The following is a 25,047-nucleotide window of genomic DNA, read 5'->3' as shown; positions in this document are numbered from 1 at the left end:
GCCGTGAGTGCACCGCTGATCCGGGTCGAGGGACTGACCAAGGATTACGTCATGGGCAGCAACGTAGTGCCAGCCCTGCGCGGCGTCACGCTCGACATCGCGGTCGGCGAGTTCGTTGCCGTGATGGGGCCCTCGGGTTCCGGCAAATCCACCTTCATGAACCTGCTCGGCTGCCTCGATCATCCGAGCGCCGGCAGCTACTGGCTGGGCGGCCAGGAAGTCTCGGCGCTCTCCGGCGACGAGCTGGCGGCGGTGCGCAATCGCAAGCTGGGCTTCGTCTTCCAGCACTTCAACCTGCTGGCGCGCACCTCGGCGCTGAACAACGTCGCGCTGCCGTTGCTGTATGGCAACGTGCCCGCGGCGGAACGCCACCCGCGCGCGGAACGACGCCTGACCCAGATCGGCTTGGCGGAGCGCATGGACCATCATCCGGCGCAGCTTTCGGGCGGTCAGCAGCAGCGCGTCGCGATCGCCCGCGCCCTGGTCAACGACCCGCAGCTGGTGCTCGCCGACGAGCCCACGGGCGCACTGGATTCGCGCACCAGCGGCGAGATCATGGCGCTGCTGCAGCAGCTCAACCGCGAGGGCATCACCATCGTGCTGGTGACCCACGAGCACGACATCGCCGACTTCGCCGGCCGCATCATTTCCTTCCGCGACGGCAAGGTAGTCGAAGACCGGGCTAACGTGCCCAAGGACGCGGCAGCGGCATTATGAATTTCAGCGCCACCCTGCGCATCGCCCTGCTCGCCCTGCGCATCAACAAGCTGCGCTCGGCGCTGACCATGCTCGGCATCATCATCGGCGTCGCCGCGGTGATCGTCATGATCGCCGTCGGCAACGGCGCCCAGGCCCGCGTCGAAGACCAGATCAAGAGCCTCGGCTCCAACATCATCATGGTGCTCTCGGGGTCCATGACCTCGGGCGGCGCCCGCGGCGGCAGCGGTTCGCAGCCGACCATCACCGAGGACGACGCCTACGCGCTGAACCGCGAAATCGACGAGATCCAGGCTGCCGCGCCGTCCCTGCGCGGCAGCGGCCAGGTGGTGGCGGGCAATGCCAACTGGTCCACGGTGTTCTACGGCACCTCGCCGGAATACCTCCAGGTACGCGACTGGGCGGTGATCGAAGGCCGCGGCTTCGAGCAGGCGGAAATCAACGGCGCCGGCAAGGTGGCCCTGATCGGCCAGACCGTGGCGCTGAACCTGTTCGGCGAGACCAACCCGGTAGACCAGGTGGTGCGCGTCAACAAGGTGCCGCTGACGATCATCGGCGTGCTCGACCGCAAGGGCCAGAACATGATGGGCCAGGATCAGGACGACATCATCCTGATGCCGATCAGCACCGCACGCAAGCGCGTGCTCGGCTCCAGCCGTTACGCCGCCGGCCGCAACGTCGGCTCGATCATGGTCAAGACCAGGGATGGCGCCAACATGGCGGAAGCGGAGGCCCGCATGCGCGAACTGCTGCGCCAGCGCCACCGTTTGCAGAACGGCCAGGACGACGATTTCTACGTGCGCAACCTGTCCGAAATCCTCCAGGCCCAGGAAGCCTCGTCGAAGGTGATGTCGCTGCTGCTGGCCGCCGTCGCCTCGGTCTCGCTGCTGGTCGGCGGCATCGGCATCATGAACATCATGCTGGTCTCGGTGACCGAGCGCACGCGCGAGATCGGGCTGCGCATGGCCGTTGGCGCCCGCGCCCGGGACATCCTGACCCAGTTCCTGGTCGAGGCGGTGACCCTGTCCCTGATCGGTGGCGCCATCGGCATCCTGCTCGGCGTCGGCGGCGCGACGGCGATCGCCGAATTCGCCGGCTGGCGCACCGAGCTCTCGGGCAGCTCGATCGTGCTGGCGGCCGGCTTTGCCGGTGCGATCGGCATATTCTTCGGCTATTACCCGGCGCGCAAGGCTTCGCGCCTGCTGCCGATCGAGGCGCTGCGCTACGAATAGTGCGCCCGCGGCGACAAGCCGCCATCTTCATGCACGCTTCATGGATAATGCAGACTTTCCAGTCAGGACACCGCCATGGCTGAAGAAGTCGAACTCAAGCTGGCGCTGGCAGAAGACCATCAGGGGCGCTTCCTGCGCCACCCGCTGCTGAAGCAGGCGATCGAGCGCCGGGTCGAGACGCTGGACAACATCTACTACGACACGGCAGGCCTCTCCCTGCGTCGTCGCGGCATCGCCCTGCGCCTGCGCCGCAAGGGGCACGACTGGCTGCAGACGGTCAAGCTGGCGGGCGCTTCGGCGGCCGGCCTCTCCAGTCGGCCGGAGTGGGAAGTTCCCTACGCCGGAAATTTCGATTTTTCGGGCATCGACCAATCCGCAGTGCGCGAATGGCTGCAGCGGCCGAAGCTGCTGGCGCGCATCGTACCGATTTGCGAAACCCGCTTCCGCCGCATCACCTGGACGCTTGCCGCCACCCCCGGCACGGTGTTGCTGACCCTGGATCGCGGCTGGATCATCGCCAACGGTCGCCGCGAAGCCATCTCCGAAGTGGAACTGGAACTTGCCGGGGCGCCGGTGCACGCGATATTTGCGGTGGCCACCCAGCTCGCCCAGCGCGTGGCGCTGACGCCATCGGTGTTGTCCAAGGCCGAGCGCGGCTATCGCCTGCACCTCGGCACGCCGTTGACGCCGTTCAAGGCCGAAGCCGTGGCGCTGTCGGCGGCGATGCCGCCGTTCGAGGCCTTTCTCCGGATCGCCCTGTCCTGCCTCGAACACCTGCAGCAGAATCATCACGGTGCGCTCGCCAGCGACGACCCGGAATACATACACCAGATGCGTGTGGCCACACGCCGCCTGCGGGCGGCCCTGCGGCTGTTCGCCCCGGTACTGCCGGAACGCCTTGGCGAGTCCTTGCGCCAGCCTCTCTCCGCCCTGATGGAGCACCTGGGCCGCGCTCGCGATCTCGACGTGCTGCTGAGCGAAATCGCCAACCCGGTGCTGGACGCGCTGCCCAATGAACCACGGCTGCCGGCGCTGGCCAGCGACATCACCAACCGCCGCTATGCCGCTCGCGGAGAAGCGCTGGCCCTGCTCGCGGCGCCCGACTATGGGCGCACCCTGCTCGCCGCGCTCGAATCCCTGCACCCGAAGCCGGCACCCGACGCCGCCGTGATCCCGCTGCAAAGCTTCGCAGCGGAACGCCTGCGGCGCCTGCGCAGGAAACTGCGACGCCTGGCCGCGGCGGCGCAACTGGAAGATCCGGCATCGCTGCATGCCCTGCGCATCGGCGTCAAGCGTCTGCGCTATGCGCTGGAGTTCTTTGCGCCCCTGGCGCCGGACGGCACATTCGCTCGCGTGCTGCAACGTCTCGCGGTGGCCCAGGACACGCTGGGCCAGCTCAACGACCTGACCAATGCCGGCGCCCTGCTGATGGACTGCGCCGGCGATGATCCGCGCCTGCGCGAGGCAGTCACCCTGATCGGCGGCTGGCACGGCCCGCGCTACTCCCGGCTGCTGGCGAGCATAGCCAGCGAGCGCGCGCGCCTGATCCGCCTGAGCCTGCCGCGGCTCGGCTCCCGCAGAACACGATAATGCGCACGTAACGGCAATGATTCAGCATTGCCCCCTCTCACTGGAGATACTTGGATGGACCTGATACTTTGGCGTCATGCCGAAGCCGAAGACGGCGACGGCATTCTCCCGGATCACAAGCGGCGCCTCAGCGCGCGCGGCGAAAAGCAGGCGAAGCAGGTGGCGCGCTGGCTGCACCGCCACTTGCCGCACAAGCGGAAAGTCCTGGTCAGCCCCGCCGAACGCACGCAACAGACCGCCCATGCCCTGGAACTGCCCTACGAGGTGGAGCCCAAACTCGGTCTTGGCGCCTCGGCAGCCGACGTACTGTCGGTCGCCGGCTGGCCCCACCACAGCGGCGCGGTGCTGGTGATCGGCCATCAGCCGACCCTGGGACGCGTCGCCGCCCAGCTGCTGGGCGGGGCGGAGGCCGACTGGACCATCAAGAAAGGCGCCGTCTGGTGGTTTGCCCGCCGCGTGCGCGACGGCGAAAGACGGACCGTGCTACGCGCCGTGCTCAATCCCGATTTCGCCTGAATCCGCAGGCGTCCCGCGGGATTCTGGCTTCATATGAGTTGCGGAAATGAGCGGCTTTTGATATTTTAGGCGTCGATATATTAATTGCGCTCCACCTGCAAGCGCCCAACCTACATGTCGAAGAAACCCGCTGTCGCCGCGTCTGACACCGAAACCCGCGCCACGTCCGAACACGCCCCCGACCTGCGGCTGTGGTTGCGCACCCTGGCCTGCACCAACCTGATCGAAAACCACATCCGCTCGCGCCTGCGCGCCGAGTTCGGCATCACCCTGCCGCGTTTCGACCTGATGTCCCAACTCGAACGCTCGCCGCAGGGCCTCAAGATGGGCGAACTGTCCAAGCGCATGATGGTGACCGGCGGCAATGTGACCGGGATCACGGATCAGTTGGTCGCCGAAGGCCTGGTGGTGCGCGAGGACAGCCCCAAGGACCGCCGCGCCTACATCGTCAAGCTCACGCCCGAAGGCCGCCGCAGCTTCCGCAAAATGGCCGAATCGCATGAAACCTGGATAGTCGAGCTATTCGCCGGCATGGACGAAAAGCAGCGTGGCCAGCTCTACGATTTACTCGCAGCGCTGAAACGCAGCGCCTCCAAGGCCGCGGGGAAATAACTGGCGTGATACGCCAGCCCCGGGGCGCCGCACCGCACCGGGACCACCGCATGCTGACAGCCGAACAACTCGACCGCGAATACAACGCCCGCGCGGCGATCGCCGACCATCCGCAGATCTTCGCCCGCTGGCGCGAGGAATCGCGCGCGGCGCGCGCCGAGTTGCGCTGTGAGCAGGATTACTATTTCGGCCCGGCGCCCGCCGAAACACTCGATCTCTACCCGACAGCCGCACGCAACGCGCCGCTGCTGGTATTCATCCACGGCGGCTATTGGCGCTCGCTCGACAAGCAGGATTTTTCCTTTCTCGCGCCGGCCTTCGTGCGCGCCGGCGTGGCCGTGGCCATGCCGAACTACGGCCTGGCGCCTGCCACGTCCATCGCGGACATGGTGCGGCAGATGCTGCGCGCCCTGGCCTGGCTCCATCGCACCGCACCGCAGTTGGGCATCGACGCGCGCCGCATGGTGGTCGCCGGGCATTCCGCGGGTGCCCATCTCGCCGCGATGATGCTGGCCGCCGACTGGCCGCTGCTGGCACCCGACCTGCCGCCGGACCTGCTGTGCGGCGCGGTCTGCGTTTCCGGCATCTACGACCTGCAGCCCCTGGTGCGCACGCCCTTCCTGCAGCAAGACCTCAGGCTCGATGCGGCGACGGCGCGGCGACTCAGCCCGATCGCCTACCGGCCGAAACTCGCGACGCCGCTGCTGACCGCCGTCGGCGGCAAGGAAAGCGCCGAGTTCCAGCGCCAGAACCGGCTGATACACGAAGCCTGGCCGCATTGCCTGGGCCACGACCTGCCGCTGCCCGGTCGTCATCACCTGGCCAGCATCGAGGCGCTGGGCGCTGCCGACCAGCCGCTGTTCCATGCCACGCTGCGCCTGCTCGGAAAAACGCCATGACAACGGCGCAGGCCGCGCCGCGACAGGCTTCAGCGCGGGCATCGCTGCCTGTAATACAATACGCGCCATGCGCGCCCTGCCGGTTGGCGCCCAGTCCGGCATTCCGCCGCATTTCCCTCAAGCGCTTCGCCGCCTGAACCGGTTCCCCGCAAGGGGCAGGCCGATTCAGGAGTTCAATTGAACGCGACCACCACGCAAGGCATCACCCATTCCGTCGACGGCACCCAGGACAGCAGCGCAAGCGCCGTACCGCCAGCACCAACTTTCGATCAGCTCGGCCTGCTGCCCGAGTTGCTGCGCGCCATCACGGACGCCGGCTACACCACGCCGACGCCGATCCAGATCCAGGCCATCCCGATCATCATGGCCGGCAAGGACGTCATGGGCGGCGCCCAGACCGGCACCGGCAAGACCGCCGGCTTCACCCTGCCGCTGCTGCAGCGCCTGGCCAAGTACGCCAGTTCCTCGCCGTCGCCGGCGCGCCATCCGGTGCGCGCGCTGATCCTGGCGCCGACGCGCGAACTGGCGATGCAGGTGCATCAGAGCGTGGTCACCTACAGCAAGCATCTGCCGCTGCGCTCGGTCTGCATCTACGGCGGCGTCGACATCCGGCCGCAGATCGCCGAACTGCGCGAGGGTCGCGAGATCGTCGTCGCGACGCCGGGGCGCCTGCTCGACCACGTGCAGCAGAAGAGCGTCAGCTTCAACGCCGTCGAAGTGCTGGTGCTCGACGAAGCCGACCGCATGCTGGACATGGGCTTCATCCCCGACATCAAGCGCATCCTCGCCATGCTGCCGAAGGAAAGGCAGAGCCTGCTGTTCTCGGCCACCTTCTCCAACGAGATCAAGAACCTCGCCGATACCATGCTCAAGGCGCCGCAACTGATCGAAGTCGCGCGCCGCAACATGGTCACCGAGACCGTCACCCACCGCGTCTACCCGGTGGCCTCCGACCTCAAGCGCAGCCTACTGGTGCATCTGCTGACGCACGACGAGGAAAACGCCAAGCAGGTGCTGGTGTTCGTCGGCACCAAGTTCGGCGCCAGCCGCCTCGCGGTCTACCTCGAACGCCAGGGCATCGCCGCCGATGCGATTCACGGTGACAAGAGCCAGCAGCAGCGCACCGAGGCGCTGGAAGGCTTCAAGTCGGGCAAGATCCGCGTGCTGGTCGCCACCGACGTCGCCGCGCGCGGCCTCGACATCGACGACCTGCCCCACGTCATCAACTACGAACTGCCGCACACGGCCGAAGACTACATCCACCGCATCGGCCGCACGGGGCGCGCCGGCAAGACCGGCAACGCCACCTCGCTGTTCGCGCCCGAGGAAAGCCAGCGCCTGGCCGACATCGAGAGGTTGATCAAGCGCCCGATCGAGCGCGTCGAAATCACCGGCTTCAATCTCGGCACGGCGACGCCCGAACGCGACCGCGAGCGCGGGCGCGAACGCACGGGCAGCGGCCATCGCCGCGAGCACGAAGAACGCCGCCGCGAACGCGAGGTCAAGCCGCACGACCGCCGCCCGCCGCCACATCTGCCGGCGCCCGCCGCCCACGTGCCGCGCCTCGACCCGCGCCTGCCACGCCTGGACTTCGACCCCAACAAGCCCTATGTCAGCAAGCTGGGCCCCGTCGAAACCGGCACCGAAAAGCCCGCCGTGACGCGCCCACAGAAGGCCGTGGCGGCGCTGCTCGGCGGACTGGGCAAGAAATAGCACGACGCAAACGGCCATGCGCGACGATGCCGCATGGCAGCTCGATGTTCACCCATCCGGCGATCCCGCCACACTGGTGATCGCGCTCGGCGGGCGCTGGCGCATCGACCAACACCTGCCCGCGGCCGACACCCTGCAAGCCCGGCTGGCGGCGCCGGTGCGCCGGATCCGTTTCGATGCAGGCGAACTCGCCGACTGGGATTCCGGCCTGCTGACCTTCGTTTCCGGCATCAGCAAGTCCTGTGCACAGCGCGACATCGCGGTCGATGGCAGCGGGCTGCCGCCCGGCGCACAGCGTCTGCTGGCGATGGCCGCCGCCGTTCCCGAGCAGAAGCTGGCCGCGCGCGAGCCGGGCCCGCAGGGCGCGCTGGCCCAGGTCGGCGCCGCCACCCTGGAGTTCGTTCATGGCGCGCCGCGGATGTTGGGGTTTCTCGGCGAACTGGTGCTGTCGCTGCTGCGCCTCGTCGCCGGCCGCGCCCGCTTTCGCGCCCGCGACCTGTGGCTGGAGATCGAGGAAGTCGGACCGCGGGCGCTGCCCATCGTTTCGGTGATCAGCTTCCTGGTCGGACTGATCCTCGCCTACCTCGGTGCCGATCAGCTGAAGCTGGTCGGGGCGCAGATATTCATTGCCGACCTGGTGGCGATCGGCATGGTGCGCGAAGTAGGCGCCTTGATGACCGGCATCATCATCGCCGGCCGCACCGGCGCCGCCTTTGCCGCCCAGCTCGGCACCATGCAGGTCAATGAGGAAATCGACGCCTACCAGACGCTCGGCATCTCGGCCTTCGACTTCCTGGTGCTGCCGCGCGTACTGGCGCTGATGCTGATGGTGCCGCTCTTGACGCTCTATTCGGCCTTCATCGGCATGCTCGCGGGATTGCTGGTGTCGCTGACCATTTTCGACATCGGCGTCTTCGAGTACTACACGGAAACCCTGCGCGCGCTGGAGTTCAAGCAGTTCGCGGTCGGCCTGTCCAAGGGCACGGTGTATGGCGCGATCGTCGCCTTCGCCGGCTGCCTGCGCGGCATGCAGTGCGGACGCAGCGCCGAGGCGGTCGGCCATGCGGCGACCTCCGCCGTGGTCACCGCGATCCTGCTGATCACGATTGCGGCCTCGATCATGACTGTCGTCTATTACCAGCTCGGTATATGACAGAGACAGCCCACATCGAAGTACGCGACCTCGCCATGGCCTATGGCGATTTCATCGTGCAGCGCGGCCTGGACTTCACGGTAAACAAGGGCGACATCTTCGTCGTCATGGGCGGCAACGGCTGCGGCAAGACCACGCTGATGCGCGCCCTGGTCGGCCTGCAGCGGCCGGCGGCCGGCTCCGTTCTCTACAGCGGCGAGGACTTCTGGAATGCCGAAGCCGAGGCGCAGCAGCGGCTCAAGCGCCGCCTCGGCATCCTGTTCCAGGGCAGTGCGCTGTGGAGTTCGCTGACCCTGGCGGAGAACGTCGCGCTGCCGCTTGCCGAATACACGGGCCTGGCGCCGGCCCGCGTCGACGAGATCGTCGCCTTCAAGCTGGCCCTGGTCGGGCTGGCCGGCTTCGAGGACTTCTATCCCGCCGAACTCAGCGGTGGCATGAAGAAGCGCGCCGGACTGGCGCGCGCGATGGCGCTCGATCCCGACATCCTGGTCATCGACGAGCCCTCGTCGGGCCTCGATCCGCTGACGGCGCGCCGTCTCGACGAGCTGATCATGGAACTGCGCGACAGCCTGGGCACCACCATCGTCGTCGTCACGCACGAACTGGCCAGCATACTCAGCATCGGCAACAATTCGATCTATCTCGATTCCGAAAGCCACACCATGATCGCCACCGGGCATCCGCAGGACGCACTGAAGAACGGCCATCCCAAGGTACGCCATTTCCTCACCCGCGGTGGAAGCGCATGAGCGCCCGGCGCCGGGCCGCCCCAAGCGGGGCGCAGCCATTGACCCGGAGGCCACGCGCAGCGGGGCCGAACCCGTGTCACCCCCATCCTCGGGATGGGGGACGGAGGGCAGGTCCATGAGCCGCAAAGCCAACCCGACGCTGATCGGCGCCTTCGTCCTCGGTGCGCTGACGCTGGCCGTCGTCACCACACTGCTGCTGACCGGCGGCAGCTGGTTCGGCGAGCGACGGCAGCACGTGATGTATTTCGAAGGTGCGGCGCAGGGCCTGCAGGTCGGCGCGCCGGTGGTTTTTCTCGGCGTCAAGGTCGGCACCGTCACGCAGATACAGCTCGGACTCGACCCGCAAAGCCATCGCTTCCTGGTGCCGGTGACGATCGAACTGGAACCCCAGGTGGTGCGCACGCGCGGCGGCGAACCGATCGACCTGCGTGACCGCGCGACGGTGAGGCAACTGGTCGAGCGCGGCCTGCGCGCGCGACTGCGGATGCAGAGCCTGCTCACCGGCCAGCTCTATGTCGATCTGGATTTCCACCCGGACAAGCCGGCGATCTTCGCCGCGCTCGATCCCGAACAGAGCGAAATCCCGACCATCCGCACCGCCGTGCAGGAGCTGGCAACCAAGCTCGAAGGCTTCCCGATGGACAAGTTTCTCGCCGACGTGGCAGCCATCAGTGACGCGGTTAACCAGTTGATGTCGGCCAAGGAGACACAACAACTGCCCAGGCGTCTCGACGCCACGCTGCGCCACCTCGAATCGCTCGCCGCGCGCTTCGACGCCCAGAGCGGCCCGCTGCTCAAAGACGTGCGCGGCAACCTGGCCGAGATGCAGAAGGCGCTGCTGGCGGCCCAGGCGGCGCTGGCCAGGCTCGACACGGCCGCCGATCGCGTGGCCGAACTGGCCAAGCCCGATTCGCGCCTGGTCGCCGGCATGACCCAGGCCAGCGAGGAACTGGCCAAGGCCGCCGGCGCGGTGCGCAGCCTGACCGAACAGGAATCGCCCACGGTGGACAACGTCAATGCCACGCTGAAGGAAATCGCGCGCGCCGCCGACGCCCTGCGCCTGCTGGCGGAAACCCTCGAACAGCAACCCGACGCCATCTGGCGCGGCAAGCGGCAAAAATCCCCACCCTGAAACCCCATAAAAAGGAGGCAGCATGAAACTCGTCCGCTTCGGCCCCAGGGGCCGCGAAAAACCCGGCCTGATCGACAGTACCGGAACACTCCGCGATCTCTCCGCCCATGTCGCCGGCATCGGCTGGAACGAACTCTCCGCGGCCGGGCAGAAGCGCCTGCGCGCGCTGAACCCCGTCTCACTGCCGAAAGTGCGCGGCACGCCGCGGCTCGGCGTGCCCTTCACCGGCATTTCCAAGATCGTCGGCATCGGCCTCAACTACCGCGCCCACGCCCTCGAAGCCAAGATGCCGATTCCGGCCGAACCGGTGGTGTTCATGAAGGCCACCACCTGCATCAGCGGCCCCAACGATCCGATCCTGATGCCGATCGGCGGCAGCAAGCTGGACTGGGAAGTCGAACTGGGGCTGGTCATCGGCCGCGAAACACGCAATGTGACCGAGGCCAAGGCGCTCGATCACCTCGCCGGCTACTGCGTGTTCCACGACGTCTCCGAGCGCGCCTTCCAGCTCGAACGCGGCGGCCAGTGGGACAAGGGCAAGGGCTGCGACAGCTTCGGCCCGATCGGCCCCTGGCTGGTGACGCGGGATGAAGTCGCCGACCCGCAGCGGCTGCGCCTGTGGCTCGACGTCAATGACGAACGCATGCAGGATTCGAGTACGTCCGACATGATCTTTTCCTGCGCCGAGATCGTCAGCTATGTCTCGCGCTTCATGACGCTCCTGCCCGGCGACGTGATCTGCACCGGTACGCCGCAGGGCGTCGGCCTGGGCCGCGGCCGCTTTCTGAAGCTCGGCGACCGGCTCAGGCTCGGCGTCGACGGGCTCGGCGAGCAGCAGCAGACCGTCATCGCGACGGCATAGCAGCGGCTCAAGAGTTGGCGCTGGCAACCCGGCGCTACAGCAGATTTCGGGAGACTCGCTGGGCGCCATGAGCAAGGATTACCTCCTCGCCATCGACAACGGCACGCAGAGCGTGCGCGCGCTGATATTCGATCGGCATGGGCACCTGGTGGACAAGGCGCAGGTCGATATCACCAGCTACCAGTCGCCCGAGCCGGGCTGGGTGGAGAACGACCCGGAACAGTTCTGGGCCGCGCTGTGCGCCGCATGCCAGCGGCTCTGGGCCAACACCCAGGTGCCGCGGAGTTCGATCGCCGGCGTCTGCATCACCACCCAGCGCGCCACGGTGATCAACCTCGACCGCCACGGCCAGCCGCTGCGCCCCGCCATCATCTGGCTCGACCAGCGGCGCGCCGACGCCGAGCCGAAGCTGGCCTGGTGGTGGGAACTGGCGCTGCGCGCGATCGGCATGCGCGACACCATCCGCTTCTTCGCCCGCGAAGCCGAGGCCAACTGGATCGCCCAGCACCAGCCCGCGCTCTGGGCGCGCACCGACAAGTACCTGCTGCTCTCGGGCTACCTCAACTACCGCTGCACCGGCCGCTTCGTCGACTCGGTGGCGAGCCAGGTCGGCTACATCCCCTTCGACTACCGGCGCGGGCGCTGGGCCGCCGCCTGGGACTGGAAATGGCAATGCCTGCCGGTCAGGCGCGCAATGCTGCCCGAGCTGGTTCCGGCCGGCGCGCGGCTCGGCCTCATCAGCGCCGCCGCGGCCCAAGACACCGGCATCCCCGAGGGCCTGCCGGTGATCGCCGGCGCCGCCGACAAGGCCTGCGAAGTCATCGGTGCCGGCTGCCTCTCGCCCGAGATCGCCTGCCTCTCCTACGGCACCGCCGCCACGATCAATACCACCACGCCGCACTACCTCGAAGCCACGCCCTTCATCCCGCCCTACCAGGCCGCGGTGCCCGGCCACTACAACACCGAGATCCAGATCACGCGCGGCTTCTGGATGGTGAATTGGTTCAAGGAACAGTTCGGCCTGCACGAGAAGATCGAGGCGCAGGCCCGCGGCGTGGCGCCCGAGAGCCTGTTCGACGAACTGGTCAATGCGGTGCCGCCCGGCGCCATGGGCCTCATGCTGCAGCCCTTCTGGAACCCCGGCATCAAGGTGCCCGGCCCCGAAGCCAAGGGCGCCGTGATCGGCTTCGGCGACGTGCATACCCGCGCCCATCTCTACCGCGCCATCCTCGAAGGCCTCGCCTACGCGCTGCGCGAAGGCAAGGAGCGCATCGAGCGGCGCGGCGGCACGCGCATCGAACGCGTGCGCGTCTCCGGTGGCGGCTCGCAAAGCGACGCCGCGCTGCAGATCACCGCCAACGTCTTCAATCTGCCCACCGAACGCCCGCACCTGTTTGAGACCAGCGGCCTCGGCGCCGCCATCATCGCCGCCGTCGGTCTCGGCCTGCATCCCGACTTCGCCACCGCCGTGCGCGAAATGACCCGCGTCGGCCAGGTGTTCCAGCCCGAGCCGCAGCACGTGCGCATCTACGATCAGCTCTACCGCAAGGTCTATTGCCGCATGTACCGGCGGCTGCAGCCGCTGTATCGGGAGATACGCGAAATCACCGGCTACCCGGGACCCGAGCGATGAGCCTTGTACGTATCGTTCACGGCATTCCTCCTGGATCAAAGCAAGTGCATCGGAATGTCACGCCAGGCGCCCATCCCGAAAGTCATTCAGCGCCTGGTAAATCTCCTGGTCCGTGTTCATGACGAACGGACCGTATTGGGCAATGGCTTCGTTCAGCGGCCGGCCGGCGATCAGCAATACTTTCGCTTCTCCGGCGGCTTCGATCACCACCCCGTCGGCCTCTGCCTCATTGGCGAGAATCGCCATGCGGTTTGCCGGCAGAGTTTCTCCGCCGATGCGCGCTTCGCCGCGATAGACATAAACAAAGGCGTTGTGTCCGGCCGGCAGCGGCTGCGCGAAACGCGTACCGGCCGGCAGGTGCAGGTCCAGGTACAGCGGCGCCGTCGCCTCGCGCGTCACCGCACCGGCCACGCCGTGGCTCTCGCCGGCGATCACGGTCACGGCGACGCCGCCATCGGTTTCGAAGCGCGGCAGCTCGGCCGCAGCGAAATCGCGATACCAGGGCTCGCTCATCTTGTCCCTGGCGGGCAGGTTCAGCCAGAGCTGGAAGCCTTCCATGACGCCGGCCTCCTGCTGCGGAATCTCGGAATGGATCACGCCGCGGCCCGCGGTCATCCACTGCACGCCGCCGTTTTCCAGCAGGCCTTCATGGCCGGCGCTGTCGCGGTGCTGCATACGGCCGGCGATCATGTAGGTCACGGTTTCGAAGCCGCGGTGCGGATGGTCGGGAAAGCCGCCGATGTAGTCGTCCGGGTTGTCGCTGGCGAAGGCATCGAGCATCAGGAAGGGGTCCAGCCGGCGCTGCAGCGGCTGCGTCAGTACCCGCGTCAGCTTGACGCCGGCGCCATCGGACGTGGGGCTGCCGACGACCAGTCGTTCGACGCCGCGCGACTGGCGAACCGACTCGCTGCTACGGACTTGCTTGTTTGTCATGATGGCTCCTCGATCGGGTTTATGAATGCGTTGCGCGGATTCGGGCTCCGAGCTTGTGAAGAAATCGTAGCGAGCGGGCCGCAGCGGGGTGCGGCCGGAGCGCAGCTACCGGAATGTACGTTTCTGTACATGAGGATAGCGAGCACCGCCCAAGCCCCGATCCGGCACGCGCAGTAGATTTATTCACAAGCTCTCAGGCCAGTGCCACGGCCAGGTCTGCCTCGGCCTGGCGAAGCCCCGCTCGGCGGCTTCCGCGCCCATGTTGAGACCTTCGGCGTAGATGAAATGCACTTCAGTCATGCCGAGGAAACCGAGCACCGTCTTCAGGTAGGGCACCTGGCTGTCGGCCTCGGTGCCGCGATAGCTGCCGCCGCGGGCCAGGGCGACATAGACCGTCTTGCCCTGGAGCAGGCCCTCGGGGCCTTTTTCGGTGTAGCGGAAAGTCACGCCGTTGCGGGCGACGGCATCGATCCAGTTCTTCAACTGCACCGGCACGCCGAAGTTGTACATCGGCACGCCGAGCACGATCGCATCGGCCGCCTGGATCTCGGCGATCAATGCATCGTCGAGGGCGACGCGCGCCGCCTGCTCGGCGTTGCGCTTCTCGGCCGGGGTGAACAGCGCGCCGAGCGCGGCTTCGTCCAGCACCGGATGCGGCGTGACGGCGAGGTCGCGCACCGTGAGCCTGGCCGCCGGGTTGGCCGACTGCAGGCGAGCCACGATGGAATTGGCGACACGCGTTGAATTGGCCGCTTCGCGGCGGGCACTGGCGTTGATTTGCAGGATGTTCATTTGGCTCTCCTTGGGTGGTTGATTATCTGGTGCCTACTTTATTGATAGCCATGGAAGAACAGAAGCCCATGGATCGGATAACATTGTTCCGCCAATGGAACAATACGAGCCAAATGACCTGCTGATCTTCGCCCGTGTCGCCGAGGCCGGCAGCTTCAGCCGTGCCGCGACGCGCATCGGCCTGCCCAAATCCACGGTGTCGCGGCGCATCGCCTTCCTTGAGGAGCAGCTCGGCGAACGCCTGATGCTGCGCACCACGCGCCGCCTCGCGCTGACCGAGTTCGGCTTGCAGTTGCTCGAACACGCGCGCCAGGTGGCAGCCGAGGTCGATGCCGTCAAGGCGCTCAGTGAATACCGCCAGGCGCGCCCCAGCGGCCGCCTGCGCGTATCGATGCCCAGCGATTTCGCCACCCTGCTGCTGACCGACATGCTGGCGGCCTTCATCGCCCTGCACCCGGCGGTGTCGCTGGAACTCGATCTCTCGCCGCGGCGCGTCGATCTGCTCGGGGAGAATTTCGATCTCGCGGTGCGCATCGGCGACCTGCCCGACGACACGCTGCTGGCCGCGCGGCGCATCGCCGTGTTCCCCTGCGGCCTCTATGCGGCACCCTCCTATCTGGCCGAGCGCGGCGACCCGGCGTCGCCGGAAGATCTCGACCGGCACGACACGCTGCGCTTGCTTGGGCGCAACGGCGAAGCGACAGGCTGGACGCTGATGTGCGCCGAGCGCAAATGGGAAGGCGCGCCGCCGGCGCGAATGGTGGCCAACGCTCCCGAGTTGCTGAACGACCTGGCGCGGGCCGGCGCCGGCATTGCCGCCGTACCCGACTACTTTGCGGCGTCCAGCGTGGCACGCGGCGAACTGCGGCGCGTGCTGCCCGACTGGTGCGTGCCCTCGCCCACGGCCTGGGTCGTGTTCCCGGGGCGGCGCCTGATGCCGGCGAAGACGCGGGCATTCATCGACATGCTCGAAGCGACGCTGAAGGGGGCGCCCGGAAACTCGACCGAAGTTTCAGGCGGCTTGCGCGATGCTGCGCGCCCGTAGTTGGCCGCAGCCGCCGTCTATGTCCTGACCGGCCGACTGGCGCAGCTTGGCAAGGATGCCGTGGCGATACAGATGCAGCGACATCGCCATGGTGCGTTCTTGCGAGGGGCGGCGGTAAGCGCCCCCTTCCACGTCGTTGCAGGGAATGAAGTTCATCACCGCGTACTTGCCGGCGAGCAGGCGCACGATGCCGTCGAGTTCGTCGTCGCCATCATTGATGCCTTCGAGCAGCGTCCATTGGTACTGGATCGGATAGCCGGTGGCGCGCGCATAGGTTTCGGCCAGCGCCACCAGTTCGTCCGGATCGATGCGCGGCGCCTTCGGCAGCAGTTGCGCGCGAAGTTCGGCGCGTGTCGAATGCAGCGAAAGCGCCAGCGCCGGCTTGACCCGCCCCTGCGGCAGCCGCTCGAACACTCGGCGGTCGCCGACGGTGGAGAACACCAGGTTCTTGTGCGCGATGTTGGCCGCGGTGCCGAGCAGGTCGATCGCCTCGAGCACGTTGTCCATGTTGTGCGCCGGTTCACCCATGCCCATGAACGCGACTTTCCTGACCCTGCGGCGGGCGCGGGCCAGCACCACCTGGGCGACGATCTCGGCGCTGCCGAGCTGGCGCAGCAGGCCCTCGCGACCGGTCATGCAGAAAGTGCAGCCCACCGCGCAGCCGACCTGGGTCGAGACGCAGACGCCGTCGCGCGGCAGCAGCACACTCTCCACGGTCTGGCCATCGCCAAGCTCCACCAGCAGGCGCGCGGATCCGTCATCGCCGGCATGTTCGGTGCGCACTCGCGCCAGGCCGGCAAGTTCCGCTGCCAGGCCGGGCAAGGCGATGCGTATGCTCAATGGGAAAAAATTCTCCGGCAGCACCGGCCCGCTGTCGAGCGGCAGCGCCCGCGTCCATGACCTGAGGATGCGCTCTTCGTGGCATGGCAGGGCGCCCTGGTCGCGCAGGCTGTGGCGAATGTGCTCGATGCGCATGGCCATCATCGAGCGGACAGAGTGTCGCAGCCAACCAGGTCCGCGGCCGCGATCTGCGCGGCGATTTCCGCGGGTTCCAGCCGGGCAAAATCGGCTTCGTTCGCCAGCGGAAAGCCGCCGGCCATTTCATACCATGCCAGCGCAGCCAGCCAGGGGGCATAGGCGATTTCGCCCTGTTTGCGCCGCGGCAGGCAGTAGAGCTTGCCCGCCGCAAGGACCAGGTTGTAGCCGATCGTGCGCTCGTGCAGCTCTGCGATGAATTCATACGCCGCCTGCTGCCGGTCGAAGCTCAGGCAGCAGCATGGATAGGGCTCGGCGCCACCGTTGTGGCTCCAGCGCGCGTCCTCGACGGGCAGCGGCACGGTACGCAGGTAGGTCTGGAAGTGCAGGTGATTCACCGAGGCATGGGCGCCGTAGCTGTTGTAGCCGATGCCGAAGCCCGGCATGCGTTCGCCCAGTTCCCGCGCGAGCTTCCACAGCCAGGCAAAGTCCGCCGCCTCGAGAAACTGCGGCCGATGGGCGCCGATGTCCGGCACCAGCAAGCCGTGGTAATCGGCAAAAGGGAACTTGTTGTAGAGCAGCGTCGCATCGCGGCCGCCCAGCGGGCCTTGCCAGATGATCTCCCGGCGCAAGAAGGGCTTGTCGAAGTGAAAGCGCGTCGTCTCGAAGGGCGCGCGGATGCCCGTGACGGGAGCATTGCCGTGGCGTGCGGGACGAAAGGCCCGCAGCGGATTGAACTGAAGTTCCCACGGCCCGGCGCGGCGCAGTTCGGTCGAGCGCAGGGTTTCGAAGCCATGGTCGAGAATCTGGCGCAGTGCCACCACATCGTCCGCTGCGCCATGCGGCAGACGTCCTTCCTGCGCTGCCACGGCCTGCTCGGCAGCGAGCCGCGCGAAACAGAGCCGCAGTTCACCGTGCAGGTGCGCCCAGATGCGTGGTTCGAAATTGGCGTTGGCCAGCACCAGGATGTCCTCGCCCAATTCGCCGCTAGCGCGCAACAGATTGACCAGCCCCTGTTCGAAGCGAACGCGGAAAATATCGGCCGACTGGAAGATATCGGAGTTCATGGGCATGGTCGGTCAGGTGAGCAACGGCGGTACGGATCTCAACTCAGATAATCCAGCCGCAACCTCTGCTGCAGGGTGCGCGCCAGGCGAAAGGCTTCCTTGAGTATCTGCCGGTCGAGCTTGTGCAGCCGATCGGGATTGATCCGGTTGGTGGCGTCGGGAAACTCGCCGGAGACCTGGTTCTGCAGGCGCAGGCGCTGTATCTGGTAGAAGGCGGCGGCCATCGCCGCGACTTCCTCGACCGGCATGCCCAGCGCCGGGCGCACGCTGCGCAGGCGCTCGACGGTGTTGGTGGGTTCGATGCCATGCGCCAGCGCATATATCCGCACCGCATCGACGAAGAGGCGTATGCCCTGGCCCTTGAGATCCAGCGTATGGGGATATTCCTTGCCGCCACTGAGGCGGAAGTCGCGCCACCAGCAGAGCGGCGCTTCCTGCTCCAGCGCGGTGCAGGCCATCGCCCGCAGGAAGGCGCCGTTGCCCTTCAGGCGCTGCAGCAGCCAGTCCTGCAGGTCGGTCACCAGTTCCTCGCGACCATAGAGCGGCCGGAAATCGAAAAAGATGGTGGCATTGAGCAGGGCCTTGGGCTCGGGCACCACGATCCAGTCTTCGAAGCGGTGTTTCCATTCGTCGAAGGAAAGACACCAGGCCGGGTTGCCGGCCATGATCTGCCCGGTGCACAACGGGAAACCGCAGGCGTCGAGGGCAGTATTCACGGCCTGGGCGAAGGGCAGGAATTTCTGCCGCAGGTCCGCCGCCTCAGCCGCCGATTCCGCCGCGAACACGATGCCGTTGTCCTGATCGGTGACCAGCGTCTGCTCCAGCCTGCCTTCCGAACCGAAGACGATCCAGCACCAGGGCACGTAGGGCAGTTCGAACTCGCCTTCGACCAGATCGATCGCCTGCAGCGCGACCAGGTCGTTGAGCGCGGAAATCCATTCGCACAGGGCTTCCGGCCCGTCGCCTTCGGCCAGCCGCCGCGCGGCGAAGCGGCGTACGGCCATGGTCTGCTGCGCCAGTTCGGCAATGCTGCGGGTCGCCAGGATGGCATTGGTCAGGCTCGCCGAATCGGCCGCCTGCATGCCGTACAGATCGCCCTGGGAGACCACGTTGTACAGGCGCCCGTCGGCCCCGGTCAGGATCAGCTGGCGCATGCCACGGCGGAACATCAGCACCATGGCCTGATGCACCGTGGCGTCGGCAGACAGGCTGGCCAGGCCGCCGGTCATCACGCCGGCGACCGGGCCGGCCAGGTCGCAGTCGTCGTTGATGATCGAGCGCATCAGGTCGCGCAGGCTGATGATGCCCAGCGGCACGGCCGTCGCCGGATCGACCACCACGGCTGCCTCGGCCCCCTGCAGGTCGATGGCGCGCAGGGCCTCGCGCACCGAGCACGCCGGATCGACCACCACCGGCGGCGCCAGCGGCAGACGGCACAGCGCGGTGTTGAGATTCACCGACACCGCGTCGCAGGCGTCGGTTTCAGTAACGGATGCGGGCATGATAGGTTTTCTCGCTGGCTTCCCGCGCCGCGCCGAGGGTGCGGATGCCGCGCTCGACCAGCAGCGGCAGCATCTTGAGGAAGACCTCGGCGGTGACGATGGCATCGCCGACCGCGGTGTGGCGTCCCAGCACCGATACGCCGAGGCGTTCCGCGATGGCTTCGAGGCGGTGTGTCTCCTGGTTGGGAAACAGCACGGCCGACAACAGGAAGGTGTCGAGTACCGGGCGATCGAAGCGGATGCCGGTGGCAGCTTCCTTCAGTTCCAGAAAGCGCATGTCGAAGGCCGCGTTGTGCGCCACCAGCACGGTATCGGCGACGAAGGCGCGGAAGATCGGCAGCACGCGCGCGATCGGCGGCTGGCCGGCGAGCATTTCCGCCGTGATGCCGTGGATCTTCACCGATTGCGCCGGCAGGCTGCGTTGCGGATCGATCAACTGGTCGAAGGCCTCGTGCCGCAGCAGGCGCCGATTGACGATGCGCACCGCGCCGATCTGGATGATCTCGTCGCCGGCCGAGGGTTCCAGGCCGGTGGTTTCGGTGTCGAACACGGTGTAGGCAAGTTGCGCCAGGAGCCGGTCGTCCAGCGCCAGATCGGTCTCCTCGCCCTTGAACAGGTCGAAGTCGTAGAACTCGGGACGGCTGTCGACCATCGCCCCCGCCGCGCCGGAAACCCCGGCCTCCTGCGCGCTGACGGCCGGCAGCAGGAAGCGGAAGAAGGCGCGGTAGGAGGCGTGGTCGCGCTGGAACCAGACCTCGCCGGCATTGCGCTCGACCACGTCGCGCACCGTCAGCGGCGTGGCTTCCCCGGCCGCATTCATCGAATCGAGTTCCCACTGCATCACGGTCTCGGTGCTCATGAACACGCCCGACCAGATCAGGTCGATATGCGCCATGGCGCCATCGCGGCTCAGCCGCAGCTTGAGGTCGCGGATCCGGTATTCGTCATGCAGGCGCGCGGCGAGGTAGCTCATGGCCTGCAACATGGAAAAACCGTCGACCTTGATCCATACCCCGCCATCGACCTCATCCAGACTCACCTGCAGCGGGCAGCGGTCGGCGATGCGGCGGCAGGCCGCGGTCAGCAGGTCGGCGCCGAGCATGTCCTCCAGCGGCCAGCGTGCCTTGAGCACGGCAGCATAAGTGCGCGCCGCCGCTTCGATGCGTCCGGCAAGGCCTTCGGCCTCGTCACGGACCACGGCCAGGAAACGCTGGTGATCCTCGGCGTCCATGTCGGCGTAGTCGTACAGCGTCTCGGCAGCGGCGCGCAGGTTCGCCACCGGGCCGCGGCTGCTCTCGGTCAGATCCTGCAACAGGCGGTCGCGCGTGGACTCGCTGTCGAAAGTCTCGGTCATGTCCTCGATCATCGTCATGTAACCGGAAATCCCCGTGCCGGCGCCGTCTTCGCTTGCCGCGCCAGCCTCGGGTATCGGCACCACCAGCACGCGCAGCAGGCGGCCGGACTCGGTCGCGGTGACGAAATGGCCATGGCTGCGGCGCCGCGCGGCGATGTGCTCCAGCGCATAGGCGATCAGGTGCCGATCGAAAATGCCGTAGATCGACCGCCCCAGGCCCAGCGCAGCCATGCCGTGGCCCGGGGAGCCGGCGAACAGGGCGCGGGCGCGGCGGTTGTAGAGCAGCACGCGGCCATCGAGGTTGCAGACGATGACGCCCTGGGCGAGTTCCGACATGAGCACGGCGAAACGGTTGCGGTCGGCCTCGGCCGCGGCATTGGCGGCGCGGATCTGCGCTTCGATGGCGGCCTCGCGCGCCTCGCGCTGGACGGCAACCCGGTTGACCGCGCCGATCAAGTCCTGCAGCTCGCGGCTGCCCTGCGGGCTCAGGCGCACCGTCGGCCGCTCGAGCAAGGCGGCGGCTTCCTCGGCCGCGCGTGCCAGCGGCAGCAGCAGGAACTCGTAGGCCGCGCGCAGCATCAGGAACAGGAACACCCAGGCGGCAAACACGATCATCAGCAAGGCCCCCACGCGGCGTTCGAGCAGGCCGGCCAGCAGCGCCTGTTCCGGCGCTTCGAGTCCCGCACCGATCACCAGCCACAGGGCCGCCAGGACGGCCACCAGGAAGCCGCAGGCGACGGCGACGGCGGTGATCAGTTTGGCCGGGGAACTCACGACGGCATCGGCGATAGGCGGGCTGCCTGGCGCTCAGGCCCGGTCGATCAGCGCCTTGACCTTGGCGACCAGTTCGCGGGTCGAAAACGGCTTGGTCATATAGACGTCGGCGCCCAGCGCCAGGCCCTTGGAGACCTCGGTGTCGCGCCCCTTGGCAGTCAGCATCATGATGCGCAGATCCTTGAACTCGGGGTCCTGACGCAGGTCCTGGCAGACTTCGAAACCGTTGCGCTGCGGCATCATGACGTCGAGTATCGCCATGTCGGGGCGCTCGGCTCGCACCCGCACCAGGGCCTCGACGCCGTTGCGCGCGACGACCACCTCGTAGCCTTCGCGCTTGAGCAGGAACTCCAGTGAAATGACGATATTCGGCTCGTCGTCGGCGATCAGTATCTTCTTGGCCATGTCTCCCCTCTCTCTTGTGTTCTTCTTGTTGTGCCCGAAAGAATACACTGCGCCGGAGCCGCGAGCCATAGCCGCCGCGCCTGCGCGCGACGCCAGAAACGAAAAGCCCACCGCTGGGGTGGGCTCGTGCATCGCCGGATGGGGTGGATCAGGCGGCCGCTTGCGCCGGGATCTGCCGGCTATGGTGCGTGATGCGGTTCCTGGCATCGACGTACACCAGATCGGGCTCGAAGTGCTGCAATTCGATCTCGTTCATCATGGCGTAGGTGGCGATGATCAGCAGGTCGCCGGTGGCGGCCTTGCGTGCGGCGGCGCCGTTCACCGAAATGGTGCCGCTGCCGCGCTCGGCGCGAATGGCGTAGGTGGTGAAGCGTTCGCCGTTATTCACGTTGTAGATGTCGATCTGCTGGTATTCCTTGATGTCGGCCGCTTCGAGCAGGGCTTCATCGATGGCGCAGGAACCCTCGTAATGCAATTCGGCATGCGTCACCGTCACGCGGTGGAGTTTCGACTTGAGCATCGTGCGTTGCATTGTCAGACCTTTCTCATGCAAAGGCGGCAATAAACCGGGAGCCGTCCAAAAGGATCAAACTCCCGCCTCGTTCGCTTCTGGCACACCACCGGCATGAGCGCATCGCAGTGACCTAAACTTCCAGATTGTCGATGAGGCGCGTGCTTCCCAAACGCGCCGCTGCCAACACCACCAACCCGGAATCGTGAGCGGACGGCAATTGTAGATCAAGTTTTTTACGCAATGCAACATAATCCGGCACCCAGCCATTCGCCCGTAATTCGGATATTGCCCCTTGTTCTAGTAAGGTGAAGTCGCGTGCGTCGTCACGTACGGCGTCTATGACTTTGGTTAATACCCTGAACAGGCGCGGCGCTTCCGCCCTTTCCGCGGTCGACAGGTAGCCGTTGCGCGAGGACAGGGCGAGGCCGTCGGCGGCGCGCACGGTTTCGCCGCCGACGATTTCGATCGGCAAATCGAACTCGCGCACCATGTTGCGAATAACCATCAGTTGCTGGAAATCCTTCTTGCCGAACAGCGCGACATCGGGCTGGGCGATCTGGAACAGTTTCATGACCACGGTGGCGACGCCGCGAAAATGCCCGGGGCGGAACTCGCCGTCGAGGATGCCGGCCTGTTCGGGCGGCGGTTCGACGTGGTAGGTCTGCGGCTGCGGATACATTTCGGCGTCGTCGGGCGCAAACAAGTGCTCGACGCCGGCCGCCGCCAGCCTTTCGCAATCGTCGGCGAAGGTACGCGGATACTTCTCGAAGTCCTCGCCGGGGCGAAACTGCAGGCGATTGACGAAAATGGTGGCGACGACCTGGTCGGCATGGTCCCGCGCCTGGGTCATCAGCGCGATGTGGCCCTCGTGCAGGTTGCCCATGGTCGGCACCAGCGCCAATCGTTTACCTGGGCCCGCCTTGGCGCGCGCCGCGCGCAGGCCGGCAATGGTCTCGTGAATCAGCAAGTCGCCTCCGCAGGGCCGCCCCAAGGAGGCGACAAGTCAACAGACCGGAAGCCGCGAAGCGGCTGAACCAGCGTCACCCCCTTCCTGGAGAAGGGGGTTGGGGGGAAGGGAGCCACCATGCTTCAGTAAGCGTGTTCGGGCGCCGGATAGCTGCCGTCCTTGACGGCACTGACGTAGGCGATCACGGCGGCGTCGATGCTGGCGGCGCCTTCCATGAAGTTGCGCACGAAACGACCCTTCTTGCCCGGATAGACGCCGAGCATGTCGTGCAGCACCAGCACCTGGCCGTCGCAGTCCTTGCCCGCGCCGATGCCTATGGTGGCGCAGACCTTGAGCAGGGCGGTGATTTCGCCGGCGAGCTGGGCCGGCACCATTTCCAGCACCATCAGCGCTGCGCCGGCCTGCTCCAGTGCCAGGGCCTCGCGCTTCATGCGCGCCGCGCCTGCCTCGCCACGCCCCTGCACATGGTAGCCACCCAGCGCATGCACCGACTGCGGCGTCAGGCCGATGTGGGCGCAGACCGGCACGCCGCGCTCGACCAGGAAATGCACGGTCTCCGCCATCACTTCGCCGCCTTCGAGCTTGACCATCTCGGCACCGGCCGCGAGCAGGCGCACGGCATTGCGCAGCGCCTGTTCCTTCGATTCCTGGTAGCTGCCGAAGGGCATGTCGGCGACGCACATCGCGCGCTGCGCCATGTGGCCGACGCATTCGGTGTGATAGACCATCTGCTCCATGGTCACCGGCAGGGTCGAGGTCTTGCCCTGCAGCACGTTGCCCAGCGAATCGCCGACCAGGATCACATCCACGCCGCAGCGGTCCTCCAGTGCGGCGAAACTGGCGTCGTAGCCGGTGAGCATGGCGATCTTCTGGCCGTCATGCTTCATGCGTCCGAGTTCCGGCAGCGTGATCGGCTTGTTGCTGGCGAGGTAGGTCATGGCTGCGACTCCGCAGGGCCGCCCCAAGGAGGGGCCTTCATAAACCGGAAGCCGCGGAGCGGCTGAACCGTCGTCACCCCTTTTCTTGGAAAAGGGGCCGGGGGATAGGTGGTCATGGGCTGCGGAAGATGAAGTAAACGGCGCCTAGGATACACAAACCCGCCCACAGAAAATCGAGCTTGAGCGGTTGCTTCATATAGAACAGAGCAAACGGAACGAATACCGTGAGAGTGATCGCTTCCTGCAGGATCTTGAGTTGTCCCAGCGACATCTCGTGGTGGCCGATGCGGTTGGCCGGCACCTGCAGCAGGTACTCGAACAGCGCGATGCCCCACGACGCCAGCGCCGCGATCCACCACGGCCGGTCGTTGAGGTTCTTCAGGTGGGCGTACCAGGCGAAGGTCATGAAGACGTTCGAAGTCGTCAGCAGCAGCGTCGTCTGCCAGACCACCGGGATATGCGGCAGCGAGGACATGGCTCAGGCGGCCTGCGGCTGTATTTTCTCGATCTGCTGGTCGGCGCAGCGCAGCAGCAGTTCGGCCACCGGGCCGCGGCCGGGAATGACCAGTTGCGGCGCTATCTCGGCCAGCGGCGCGAGGACGAAGGCGCGCTCGTGCAGGCGCGGATGCGGCAGGGTCAGTTGCGGATCGTCGCTGAGTTCGTCGCCATAGAGCAGCAGGTCGAGATCCAGGGTACGCGGGGCGTTTTTGATGCTGCGCTGGCGGCCGAAGCGCGCCTCGATCTCGAACAGCGCCTCCAGAAGAGTTGGCGCTGGCGACACGGCGACCAGCTCCACCACGGCGTTGATGAAATCGGGCTGATGCTTGAGTCCGACCGGCGCCGTGCGATACAGCGAGGACGCGGCGATGAACTCGGTCTGCGGCAGTTGGCGCAGGGCCAGAATCGCCGCCTTCACCGTCGCCACCGGGTCTCCCAGGTTGGCGCCCAGCGCGATGAAGCAAGGCCGGCCCAC

At 66.8% G+C, this 25,047-nt stretch carries 25 protein-coding genes; 13 read left to right on the top strand and 12 right to left on the bottom strand.

Annotated features, from left to right (window positions below; translation table 11 throughout):
• The first annotated feature begins 3 nt into the window (after window positions 1-3).
• From RMO95_RS09750 to RMO95_RS09695, 12 genes are all read left to right on the top strand, one after another.
• A complete protein-coding gene (locus RMO95_RS09750) occupies window positions 4-717 on the top strand; it encodes an ABC transporter ATP-binding protein (RefSeq protein ID WP_310450429.1) in 714 nt (237 codons plus the stop codon).
• On the top strand, window positions 714-1,949 hold the full coding sequence (locus RMO95_RS09745) for an ABC transporter permease (RefSeq protein WP_310450428.1): 1,236 nt from the start codon (window positions 714-716) through the stop codon (window positions 1,947-1,949). The genes RMO95_RS09750 and RMO95_RS09745 overlap by 4 nt, the downstream gene beginning before the upstream one ends.
• A gap of 75 nt (window positions 1,950-2,024) precedes the next feature.
• Window positions 2,025-3,539: a CYTH and CHAD domain-containing protein gene (locus tag RMO95_RS09740; RefSeq protein WP_310450427.1), complete on the top strand. Its 1,515-nt coding sequence runs from the start codon at window positions 2,025-2,027 to the stop codon at window positions 3,537-3,539.
• A gap of 54 nt (window positions 3,540-3,593) precedes the next feature.
• On the top strand, window positions 3,594-4,055 hold the full coding sequence (locus RMO95_RS09735) for a SixA phosphatase family protein (RefSeq protein ID WP_310450426.1): 462 nt from the start codon (window positions 3,594-3,596) through the stop codon (window positions 4,053-4,055).
• A gap of 114 nt (window positions 4,056-4,169) precedes the next feature.
• Window positions 4,170-4,667 (top strand): MarR family transcriptional regulator, encoded by a 498-nt coding sequence (locus tag RMO95_RS09730; protein ID WP_310450425.1) that lies wholly within the window; start codon window positions 4,170-4,172, stop codon window positions 4,665-4,667.
• Between the two features lie 50 nt (window positions 4,668-4,717).
• Window positions 4,718-5,566 carry an alpha/beta hydrolase gene (locus RMO95_RS09725; RefSeq protein WP_310450424.1) on the top strand — a complete coding sequence of 283 codons (849 nt, stop codon included), beginning with the start codon at window positions 4,718-4,720 and terminating at the stop codon, window positions 5,564-5,566.
• 279 nt (window positions 5,567-5,845) lie between these two features.
• Window positions 5,846-7,279, top strand: a complete 1,434-nt coding sequence (locus tag RMO95_RS09720) for a DEAD/DEAH box helicase (RefSeq protein ID WP_310450615.1) — start codon at window positions 5,846-5,848, stop codon at window positions 7,277-7,279.
• 16 nt (window positions 7,280-7,295) lie between these two features.
• A complete protein-coding gene (locus tag RMO95_RS09715) occupies window positions 7,296-8,432 on the top strand; it encodes an ABC transporter permease (protein ID WP_310450423.1) in 1,137 nt (378 codons plus the stop codon).
• Entirely contained in the window at window positions 8,429-9,181 is a 753-nt protein-coding gene (locus RMO95_RS09710) for an ATP-binding cassette domain-containing protein (protein WP_310450422.1), read from the top strand. Before RMO95_RS09715 ends, RMO95_RS09710 begins: the two co-directional genes overlap by 4 nt.
• A 115-nt stretch (window positions 9,182-9,296) precedes the next feature.
• The gene (locus RMO95_RS09705) at window positions 9,297-10,313 is read left to right on the top strand and encodes an MlaD family protein (RefSeq protein ID WP_310450421.1); all 1,017 of its coding nucleotides are present in this window, start codon (window positions 9,297-9,299) and stop codon (window positions 10,311-10,313) included.
• A 22-nt stretch (window positions 10,314-10,335) separates the two neighbouring features.
• Window positions 10,336-11,175, top strand: a complete 840-nt coding sequence (locus tag RMO95_RS09700) for a fumarylacetoacetate hydrolase family protein (protein WP_310450420.1) — start codon at window positions 10,336-10,338, stop codon at window positions 11,173-11,175.
• A gap of 67 nt (window positions 11,176-11,242) precedes the next feature.
• Window positions 11,243-12,808 carry an FGGY-family carbohydrate kinase gene (locus tag RMO95_RS09695; protein ID WP_310450419.1) on the top strand — a complete coding sequence of 522 codons (1,566 nt, stop codon included), beginning with the start codon at window positions 11,243-11,245 and terminating at the stop codon, window positions 12,806-12,808.
• Between the two features lie 57 nt (window positions 12,809-12,865).
• On the opposite strand, the gene RMO95_RS09690 is transcribed toward RMO95_RS09695, so the two are convergent.
• Both RMO95_RS09690 and RMO95_RS09685 read right to left on the bottom strand, forming a co-directional pair.
• On the bottom strand, window positions 12,866-13,741 hold the full coding sequence (locus tag RMO95_RS09690; RefSeq protein WP_310450418.1) for a pirin family protein: 876 nt from the start codon (window positions 13,739-13,741) through the stop codon (window positions 12,866-12,868).
• 183 nt (window positions 13,742-13,924) lie between these two features.
• Window positions 13,925-14,533, bottom strand: coding sequence for an FMN-dependent NADH-azoreductase (locus RMO95_RS09685; RefSeq protein WP_310450417.1), 609 nt, complete (start codon window positions 14,531-14,533; stop codon window positions 13,925-13,927).
• A gap of 94 nt (window positions 14,534-14,627) precedes the next feature.
• Here RMO95_RS09685 and RMO95_RS09680 point away from each other — a divergent pair, with 94 nt between their 5' ends.
• Window positions 14,628-15,578 (top strand): LysR family transcriptional regulator, encoded by a 951-nt coding sequence (locus RMO95_RS09680; protein WP_310450416.1) that lies wholly within the window; start codon window positions 14,628-14,630, stop codon window positions 15,576-15,578.
• Here RMO95_RS09680 and RMO95_RS09675 read toward each other — a convergent pair.
• The 10 genes from RMO95_RS09675 to folK form a co-directional block, all read right to left on the bottom strand.
• Window positions 15,546-16,553: an RNA methyltransferase gene (locus RMO95_RS09675; RefSeq protein ID WP_310450415.1), complete on the bottom strand. Its 1,008-nt coding sequence runs from the start codon at window positions 16,551-16,553 to the stop codon at window positions 15,546-15,548. The two genes, RMO95_RS09680 and RMO95_RS09675, sit on opposite strands and share 33 nt — an antisense overlap.
• A gap of 5 nt (window positions 16,554-16,558) precedes the next feature.
• A complete protein-coding gene (locus RMO95_RS09670) occupies window positions 16,559-17,620 on the bottom strand; it encodes a hypothetical protein (protein ID WP_310450414.1) in 1,062 nt (353 codons plus the stop codon).
• Between the two features lie 38 nt (window positions 17,621-17,658).
• Window positions 17,659-19,122 carry a DUF294 nucleotidyltransferase-like domain-containing protein gene (locus tag RMO95_RS09665; protein ID WP_310450413.1) on the bottom strand — a complete coding sequence of 488 codons (1,464 nt, stop codon included), beginning with the start codon at window positions 19,120-19,122 and terminating at the stop codon, window positions 17,659-17,661.
• Window positions 19,103-21,250: an exonuclease domain-containing protein gene (locus RMO95_RS09660; RefSeq protein ID WP_310450412.1), complete on the bottom strand. Its 2,148-nt coding sequence runs from the start codon at window positions 21,248-21,250 to the stop codon at window positions 19,103-19,105. Before RMO95_RS09660 ends, RMO95_RS09665 begins: the two co-directional genes overlap by 20 nt.
• A gap of 33 nt (window positions 21,251-21,283) precedes the next feature.
• Entirely contained in the window at window positions 21,284-21,655 is a 372-nt protein-coding gene (locus tag RMO95_RS09655; RefSeq protein WP_310450411.1) for a response regulator, read from the bottom strand.
• Between the two features lie 148 nt (window positions 21,656-21,803).
• Window positions 21,804-22,187 carry an aspartate 1-decarboxylase gene (gene panD, locus RMO95_RS09650; protein ID WP_310450410.1) on the bottom strand — a complete coding sequence of 128 codons (384 nt, stop codon included), beginning with the start codon at window positions 22,185-22,187 and terminating at the stop codon, window positions 21,804-21,806.
• 112 nt (window positions 22,188-22,299) lie between these two features.
• The gene (gene panC / locus RMO95_RS09645; RefSeq protein WP_310450409.1) at window positions 22,300-23,136 is read right to left on the bottom strand and encodes a pantoate--beta-alanine ligase; all 837 of its coding nucleotides are present in this window, start codon (window positions 23,134-23,136) and stop codon (window positions 22,300-22,302) included.
• A 122-nt stretch (window positions 23,137-23,258) separates the two neighbouring features.
• Complete coding sequence (gene panB, locus RMO95_RS09640) at window positions 23,259-24,074, bottom strand: 3-methyl-2-oxobutanoate hydroxymethyltransferase (protein WP_310450408.1); 816 nt, start codon at window positions 24,072-24,074, stop codon at window positions 23,259-23,261.
• A 112-nt stretch (window positions 24,075-24,186) separates the two neighbouring features.
• Window positions 24,187-24,549: a DMT family protein gene (locus RMO95_RS09635; protein ID WP_310450407.1), complete on the bottom strand. Its 363-nt coding sequence runs from the start codon at window positions 24,547-24,549 to the stop codon at window positions 24,187-24,189.
• Between the two features lie 3 nt (window positions 24,550-24,552).
• Complete coding sequence (folK, locus tag RMO95_RS09630) at window positions 24,553-25,047, bottom strand: 2-amino-4-hydroxy-6-hydroxymethyldihydropteridine diphosphokinase (protein WP_310450406.1); 495 nt, start codon at window positions 25,045-25,047, stop codon at window positions 24,553-24,555.

This window comes from Sulfuritalea sp. (genome assembly GCF_031426875.1).
Taxonomy (GTDB): domain Bacteria; phylum Pseudomonadota; class Gammaproteobacteria; order Burkholderiales; family Rhodocyclaceae; genus Sulfuritalea.
The sequence above is the reverse complement of the archived record's forward strand: the minus strand, read 5'-3'. Positions and strand labels throughout refer to the sequence as shown.